This is a genomic window from Streptomyces sp. NPDC001744 (assembly GCF_042892575.1).
Lineage (GTDB): Bacteria > Actinomycetota > Actinomycetes > Streptomycetales > Streptomycetaceae > Streptomyces.
The window spans coordinates 117,665-124,616 of sequence record NZ_JBIAUG010000023.1 but is presented as its reverse complement, the minus strand read 5'-3'; the positions used below and the strand labels follow the sequence as shown (position 1 = coordinate 124,616).

Below are 6,952 nucleotides of genomic sequence, written 5' to 3'. Positions count from 1 at the left end.
AGAGGGGTTGGGCGTCGTCGGTGGAGATGGTGGTGGGGCGGGTGAGCTCGGGCAGGTCGCCCAGCGCCGCCCGACGCACCGCCGCCCCCGGAGTCCCGGAGGTCCCCGGTTCGGGTCCCGGGCCGGCGCCGAGGGGGCGCGCGGAGCGGTTTCCGGCGGTGGACATGAGGCTCCTTCGACGATGACGGCGGGCCTCCGCCGCCTCTGCGCGTGAGCGACGGCGGGCGCCCACCGGGCGGACATCCTCAAGAATGATGCCCGATTTTGTGTGGTTTGACCCAGTTCTCTAGGGTAGTCGCAGGGCTCTGTCGCGGCCGCTTCGGCCGTGGAACCCCATGCTGCAAGCGCCACCCAGGAGGAGGTGTCCGCGATGGGAGAGGTCCGGCTCTCGGCGTACGAGCGACGTGTCCTCGCGGAGATCGAGGCACGCCTCGAACGGGACGATCCCGCTCCTCCCCGGCGGCCGGCCCCCGGGCGCCGGGGCCTCCGGTCGTCCCCGTCCCGGGCGGTCCGCGTGCGCCGCCGGCTGCCCGCCCTCGGTCTGGCCGCCCTGGTGGCCCTGACCCTCGTCCTCCTCGTCCTCGCCGCGACCACCGGGGCTCCGGCGTTCGTCTGGGCCTTCGCCGTCGTGTGGGCCCTGACCCTCCTCGCCGTCCTCGGCGCCCTCGCCCACTGGGTGCGGCGCAGGACGGCGGAGTCCCGCGACATCGAATAGCCCGGGTGGCCCGCCCGGTATGCGGGGTTTCGGACCTGCGGGTCAGGGTGAGGCGCACGGACGGGGGAGACCCGGCCCAAGGGCTCGGAGAGTTTCAGAGAGTTCAGAGAGGAACAGACAGTGTCGCTCGACGGAAAGAACGTACTCGTCCTCACGACGAACTACGGAACGGAGCAGGACGAACTGGAGAAGCCGGTGGCCGCCCTCCGTGAGGCAGGGGCCCGCGTCACGGTCGCCGCGCAGAAGGACGAGGGCGTCCAGACCCTCGTCTCGGACAAGGACCCGGGCTCCGTCGTCCAGCCGGACACGACCCTGGCCGAGGTGACCCCGGACGAGTTCGACGCCGTGGTCGTGCCGGGCGGTACCGTCAACGCCGACCAGCTCCGTACCGACGGCGACGCACGCCGTCTGGTCTCGGCCCTCGCCGGAGCGGGCCGGCCGGTGGCCGCCATCTGCCACGGCCCGTGGCTCCTCGTGGACAGCGGACTCGCGGAGAAGCGCCGACTGACCTCCTACCCGTCGCTCCGCCCCGACCTCGAGAACGCGGGCGCGACCTGGGTGGACGAGGAGGTCGTCGTGGACACCTCCGGGAGGCACCCCCTGATCACCTCCCGCAACCCGGGAGACCTCGACGCCTTCTCGACGGCGATCATCCGGGCCCTCGGGGGCCAGGACGGCTCGGGGAACGCGTCGTAACCGTACGGCCTCGTGCCCGGTTCCCGCGCGCTCCGCGGGAACCGGGCACGAGGCCGTCGAGGGGCGGGCCGGGACCGCGATCCGGCGCACGGCCGGGGCGGGGCGTGCCCGGGACCGGGCCGGGCCGGGCGTGGGGCCGGGGTCAGACAGGCGACGGGCCCGTGCGCGGACCCGTGGGACGGGGGACGCCCCTCTCCGATCCGACGCCGTGCGCGCGACGGGCGGCCGGGACACGTCCCCTCGGAACCCGTCCGCCGTGACGGTCGGACGGGCCTCGCGGCGGGACGCGAAGACCTCCGTGCGGGGAAACCGGACACCTCCACCACACCGGAAGGTCTCCGCCGTGACCGGGACCGGCCGGCGCCCTCGTGACCGGTGCGCCCGGCGGTTGCCCCAGGGCGTGTGTCGAAAGTGGCGTCGTCCGCCCGGAGGGCGGGCCCGGCGGTGTCCGGTGCGTGCGATCGCACGGCGGAGGGTCGCCCCGATACTGGATGTATCGGGGTGAGCCCGACAACGCCGCGAGCGTGCGTGCCGGGCGCCGCCGGGCAGACGGGACTTTCGAAACACGCCCTAGCAGGCGTCGACGTACCAAACGGGTGCCCAGTCGCCGTACGCGTCCGACGAGGGGGCGCCCCGAGTGGTGAAGATGAGCTGCTTGCTCTTGTTGTACATGCGGGCCTGCGTCCCGTCGGACTGGTTGTTGTACCAGGACCCGCCGCTGTTGAGGCCGTCGGGGATCTCCTGGAGGTAGCAGTCCCTGAACCTGAAGGCCAGCTCCTTGAAGTTCGCCTGCTTGTAGCCGCAGAAGTAGTACTTCGGACAGTCGGAGGGCGCCGCGACCATCTGGGCCTGGGCCGACGCGGTGGGGGCGAGCATGCCGGCCAGACCGAGCATCGCGGAGGCCGCTGCCAGGCCGAACTTGTACGAGGTCCGCACGGGACGTTCTCCTTCGTCGGTGGAGCCATCCGCCTGGAGGCCGATGGCGTGGTCCGAGCCTGCCCGTCCTCCGCCCCCCTCGGCGTGAGCGTGCGGCGCACAACCCGATTGACGCGGAAACTTCTTTTGCGGACCGGAAGGACGGCCGACGCTGCGGGGTGACCACAGCACCACCGATGACGTCACGGGGAAGCCATCATGCTGACCGTCCTGGACACCACCTGCCTGCCCCCCGGCCAGAGGACGAACGCCTGGGCGGAGACCACCGCGCTGGCCCTGGTGACCACCCGCTTCAGATTTCCCGACCCCGCGGCCTTCGGGGCACGCATCCGCACCACGGCGCTGGGGCCGGCACAGCTGTCCACGATGACGTACGGACCCCTGGTGTCCTACCGTTCGCCGCGGCTGATACGGCAGTCGGACCCGGAGCTGTACCAGCTCGCCGTGATCGTCTCGGGACGGCAGCGCATCGACCAGGCGAGGCGAAGCGCGATCATGCGGCCCGGCGAGATCGTCCTGTACGACAGCTCCCGGCCCTTCGAGGCGTCCGCGACCGGCCCGGGGAACTGCAGCTCCCTGGTCCTCCGGTTCCCGCGGCGTCTCGTGCCGCTTCCCGACAACGCGGTCGCGCCGTTGTGCGGGACGGCCCTCGGGGCGGCCACCGGGGTGCGGCACGTCTTCCGCCAGACCCTGATCAGCCTGACGGAGGCCGGGACCGACCTGACCGCCCACGACCGCCAGCGGCTGGGCTCGACCGTCGTCGACCTCGCCGCGGCCGTCATCGCCCAGGACGCCGACCGGACGTCGGCGCTGCCGGCGGAGAGCCGGACGACGCTGATGTACCACGAGATCACGGCTTTCCTCCCCCGCCACCTGCACGACCCGGACCTCAGGCCGGCGGCCGTCGCGGCGGCTCACAGCATCTCTCCGCGCTACCTGCAGCGCATCTTCCAGCTGCACGGGACCACGCCGATGGACTTCGTCCGGCAGGAGCGCATCGCCCGCTGCCGGAGGGACCTCGCCGATCCTTCGCTCCTCACCACACCGGTCGGCGCGATCGGCCTCCGCTGGGGCTACACGAGAGCTTCCGACTTCACCCGCGCCTTCCGGGCCGCGACGGGCATGACCCCTACCGAATACCGGACGAACGCGAGGGGAACGGCGGAACCCGCGACACCGGACAGAGCTGCCCGGTGAGGCCGTGGAGTTCGTCGCCCGGCAGGTGCAGGTTCCCGCCTCGGAGCTGGAGCCCTACGACTGGACGGGCCGCTCGGTCGAGTACCACCGTGCGCAGATCCGGAAGCGCCGGGCAGCGTGAGCCCGGAGGTCGGCATCATGCCGCTCGAACATCAAGCATCAAGTCACGGGGAACAGCTTTCTATGCCTCGATTGATGCGGCCGATCTGGCGGCCTGCTCGATCTTCGCGCAGTAGGCGGTGCGGGCGTCCTCATCGATCTGCGTCTCGTGTTCGGGGCGCATCCCGGTTCGGCCGTCGACGCCTTCGCGCAGGATGTCCGCGTGTCCCGCATGCCGGTTGTTCTCGCCGAGAACGTGGACCAGGATGGCGAACAGGTTCGTGTGGGAATGGGGGTCCGGCCACCACGGCACGTGACCGGGGGCATCGAGGGCAAGCTCGTCGATCGTCGCGTCTGAGTGTTCCCACGTGCGCCGATAGGACTCGATGATCTGATCGCGTGTCTCGTCCTCGGCCGCCCATAGATCGCTGCCGTCGTGGTCCTGCCACCGGGGCAGCGGTTCCGGGGACGGCCGGTCGAAGACCTCGCCGAAGTACCTGGCCTCAACGCCGGCCATGTGTTTGACCAGGCCGAGGAGGTTGGTCCCGGTCGCTGTCAAAGGTCGGCGGGCGTCGTATTCGGACAGGCCGTCGAGCTTCCAGAGCAGCGCCTTGCGATCCCGCCGCAGTCTCGCGTGCAGGTTGTCCTTCGCGAAGTCATCGATCATGCGGCATGAGCCTGCCACGGGCTACTCGTGGCCTCAAGATCTCGTACGTCGACCGCAACGACCGGCACTGCGAAACCCGGCCATGGCCACCGCCCCGAGCCACTGAAGAAACTCGCAGAACTCGCCACGTGAGACAGTCTCCAAGGCTGAGCAGGAACGGCTGCGTCGTTCCTGCCGGTCAGCAACAGGCGTTGTGGACGGTGGCAGGATCACCGGCAAGTGATCGACGGGATTCCGCACCGGGTGGGAACCGGGGTTCAGTGGCGGGACCTGCCGGACCGGTTCGGCTCGTGGAAGACGGTCTACGAACGACACCACTCGTGGCGCGCGCGAAGACCGGCACAGTGGCCGGTGCATCGCAACCCACAGAGGCCGGGCCCGGACTTCCGCTCCGACCGAAGAAACAGCGGCCCGTCACCCGCTACGACATCGCACGCGTCCCCTCACGGGTGAGCCCTCCACCCGGCCCGTGCATCAGAAGTGGGGGCCGGGCGTGGGCACCATGACCAGGATCCGACCGCCGGAGAACAACCGGACGCGCGGGAGGGTTTGGCCCTGTGGACAGATTCCGGACCGGGATCTGGATCGCGTACTGATACCCGTCCAGCCAGTCAACCGTGCCCTTGGGTGCCTGGAACCGGGACTCTGCCCTCGGATATCCAGGAAGAGCCACGTCCTCAGGACGCCTCACACAATGAGGTGTCGTCACCAGCAGGCGACGCACTGGGCGAGGTCTTCCGACAGGACAAGGATGAAGCGCCTTCGCGATGCGGTGACGGTCGCCAAGTAGACCTGAGCGGTTCCTGCGGCTTGAAGTCCGGTGACGGCTTCGGCGAGTCCGGGCCGAGGCGTGACGCCCGTGTCGGGCATGACTTCGTGTCGCCAGGACCAGATGCTCCAGAGCCGTTGCGCAGAAGCCGTTTGGTTCAGGAAGACCTCGAAGTCCGCGCCCGTCTCCAGCTCGGCCAGGGCTGCACGTGCAGAGAAGGAACCGTCCTGGGACAATACGGATTGCAGGACGTCTCGGTTCGTACGATCAGTTTGCCGGGCCGGCCAAGGACAGTACCTGGCGGTGGGTGATCAGGCAGCACGCGAGCTTGCGGAAGGCTTCGTGGATGCCGGCTCGGCGCTCCCGGCGGACGCGGAGTCGTCTGAAACCGTGGAGTCAGGCGAAGGTGCGTTCGGCCCCCCATCGGTAGGTGCCCATTTTGACGCTCTGACGTGGCTGGAGTCGGCAACCGCCCGCGACCGGTCGAGGCGGGCCGCCGCGTTCAGCTCGGCCAGCAGCACTTCATGCGGCTGTTGCCGGACACCGGCCTCGTTCCCATTCCGCAGTCGGCGCCAGCACGTCACGCCGGGCCCGAAGCCGAGTCCCTGGGACAGGTGTTCCCACTGGACGTCGGGGTGCAGCACGAACAGGATCCCGCACCGCACCTGCCGGTCCGGGACCGGCTTGCGCCCCGGGTACCTGAACCGTCTCTCCCGCTTCGGCAAGAGCGACCCGATCCGCTCCCACAGATCATCCGACACCATCCACAGTGAAACCCCCATGGCCCGGACAACGCCGAACCCGCCGACCGGAGACGGCCACCAGGACCGATCCACCTCATCGCGCCAGGCGTTCTTATGGCACCCCCGGGAGGCACGGGCACGCGTGGAGAGGTGCAGTGACCTACGAATGAATGGTTCCCTCGGGACCTGCGGGGCCGTGGGTCGGCAGGACGTGCAGCAGTTCGAGGAGGTGGAGGAAGGCTTCGGCCATCGGGGCGCCTTCGCTCTCCCGGCGCACCTGTTCCCAGTCCACCCGCTCGCGCAGCCCCCGTGCCACCGGCAGCAGGGCACCGAAGTCGCAGTGGTGCTCGGAGAAGGCCAGCAGTCGGGAGACCATGAGGTCGGTCGGCGCGAGCACCGGCATGTGGACCGAGTCCACCGGGAGGGTCTGGGCCCGTTCGAGGAGTTCGGTCGTGACCGGCCGCCCCGCGAGCGCGAAGATCAGATCGATCTCCTCGCCGCCCGAACGGGCCTTCACCAGCCAGTCCTCCGGAGGATCGACGATCCGGACGCCATGCTTGCGTAGGGCCTCCGTGACGATTTCGGCGTCCTCCCGTCGCACCGCGAAGTCCGTGTCGTGCTGGAGCCGGACCGGAATGCCGTGGGCGTAGGCGGCGACGCCGCCGATCAGGGCGAAGGGGCACCCCGTCGTCTTCAGGACGGCCCCCACCTGCTTCGTCGTCTCCAGGATCGCCTGGGTGTGGTCGGGGGGCAGTGCGGTCGCGTCGCCCTCGTGGGCTCCTCGCGGTCCGGCGTCCGCCGTGTCCGGAGCCTTCCGGGGCGCGGGAGAGCCGGAGCCCGCGGGCATGCCGTCCTGACCGGCGGGCGCGAGGCCCGCCCCGGCCTCCGTCGGCCGGGGCGCGGCCGGGTCTTCCATGAGGTTCATCGCCTGCTCCTGTCCTCGCCACTGGGCGCGACGGTCCTTTCGAGGGGTGGGGCCGCGTCTACCCGGAGAGCGCCCGGTCATACGCCTCCCGTGATTGGCTCCTCCGGATGTACGAAGACGCCCGGCGTGGACGGTGCCCCGCCCCGGCAGCACGGGATCCCGCCCGTTGCGCGACGGGCCGGACCGTCTGCCGGGCGTCGCACGG

General features: G+C 70.5%; 7 protein-coding genes and 2 pseudogenes. 4 read left to right on the top strand and 5 right to left on the bottom strand.

The genetic code is table 11. The features are described 5' to 3' along the window. Positions 1–370 precede the first annotated feature (370 nt). Both ACFYZY_RS25000 and ACFYZY_RS24995 read left to right on the top strand, forming a co-directional pair. Positions 371–715: a DUF3040 domain-containing protein gene (locus tag ACFYZY_RS25000; protein ID WP_388698073.1), complete on the top strand. Its 345-nt coding sequence runs from the start codon at positions 371–373 to the stop codon at positions 713–715. A 120-nt stretch (positions 716–835) separates the two neighbouring features. Further along, the gene (locus ACFYZY_RS24995; RefSeq protein WP_388698070.1) at positions 836–1,411 is read left to right on the top strand and encodes a type 1 glutamine amidotransferase domain-containing protein; all 576 of its coding nucleotides are present in this window, start codon (positions 836–838) and stop codon (positions 1,409–1,411) included. A 570-nt stretch (positions 1,412–1,981) separates the two neighbouring features. On the opposite strand, the gene ACFYZY_RS24990 is transcribed toward ACFYZY_RS24995, so the two are convergent. Continuing rightward, a complete protein-coding gene (locus ACFYZY_RS24990; RefSeq protein WP_388698068.1) occupies positions 1,982–2,347 on the bottom strand; it encodes a hypothetical protein in 366 nt (121 codons plus the stop codon). 198 nt (positions 2,348–2,545) lie between these two features. Here ACFYZY_RS24990 and ACFYZY_RS24985 point away from each other — a divergent pair, with 198 nt between their 5' ends. After that, positions 2,546–3,544, top strand: a complete 999-nt coding sequence (locus tag ACFYZY_RS24985; RefSeq protein WP_388698065.1) for a helix-turn-helix domain-containing protein — start codon at positions 2,546–2,548, stop codon at positions 3,542–3,544. A gap of 181 nt (positions 3,545–3,725) precedes the next feature. Here the strand turns inward: ACFYZY_RS24985 and ACFYZY_RS24980 are convergent, their stop codons facing one another. Next, a complete protein-coding gene (locus ACFYZY_RS24980) occupies positions 3,726–4,310 on the bottom strand; it encodes a DinB family protein (protein WP_388698062.1) in 585 nt (194 codons plus the stop codon). Between the two features lie 171 nt (positions 4,311–4,481). On the opposite strand from ACFYZY_RS24980, the pseudogene ACFYZY_RS24975 reads away from it, so the two are divergent. Continuing rightward, positions 4,482–4,640, top strand: a pseudogene (locus ACFYZY_RS24975) (transposase); the annotation flags it as partial. A 375-nt stretch (positions 4,641–5,015) separates the two neighbouring features. Here the strand turns inward: ACFYZY_RS24975 and ACFYZY_RS24970 are convergent. From ACFYZY_RS24970 to ACFYZY_RS24960, 3 genes and pseudogenes are all read right to left on the bottom strand, one after another. Next, positions 5,016–5,315 (bottom strand): hypothetical protein, encoded by a 300-nt coding sequence (locus ACFYZY_RS24970; protein WP_388698060.1) that lies wholly within the window; start codon positions 5,313–5,315, stop codon positions 5,016–5,018. Positions 5,316–5,516: 201 nt separating this feature from the next. Further along, a pseudogene (locus ACFYZY_RS24965) lies at positions 5,517–5,861 on the bottom strand (transposase); the annotation flags it as partial. A 121-nt stretch (positions 5,862–5,982) separates the two neighbouring features. Next, the gene (locus tag ACFYZY_RS24960) at positions 5,983–6,747 is read right to left on the bottom strand and encodes a nucleotidyltransferase family protein (protein WP_388698057.1); all 765 of its coding nucleotides are present in this window, start codon (positions 6,745–6,747) and stop codon (positions 5,983–5,985) included. Between the last annotated feature and the right edge of the window lie 205 nt (positions 6,748–6,952).

What these genes read in the sequence shown, in the direction of transcription:
- ACFYZY_RS24985 (WP_388698065.1), top strand. Translation starts at nt 2,546, where the DNA reads ATGCTGACCGTCCTGGACACCACCTGCCTGCCCCCCGGCCAGAGGACG.
- ACFYZY_RS25000 (WP_388698073.1), top strand. Translation starts at nt 371, where the DNA reads ATGGGAGAGGTCCGGCTCTCGGCGTACGAGCGACGTGTCCTCGCGGAG.
- ACFYZY_RS24960 (WP_388698057.1), bottom strand. Translation starts at nt 6,747, where the DNA reads ATGAACCTCATGGAAGACCCGGCCGCGCCCCGGCCGACGGAGGCCGGG.
- ACFYZY_RS24980 (WP_388698062.1), bottom strand. Translation starts at nt 4,310, where the DNA reads ATGATCGATGACTTCGCGAAGGACAACCTGCACGCGAGACTGCGGCGG.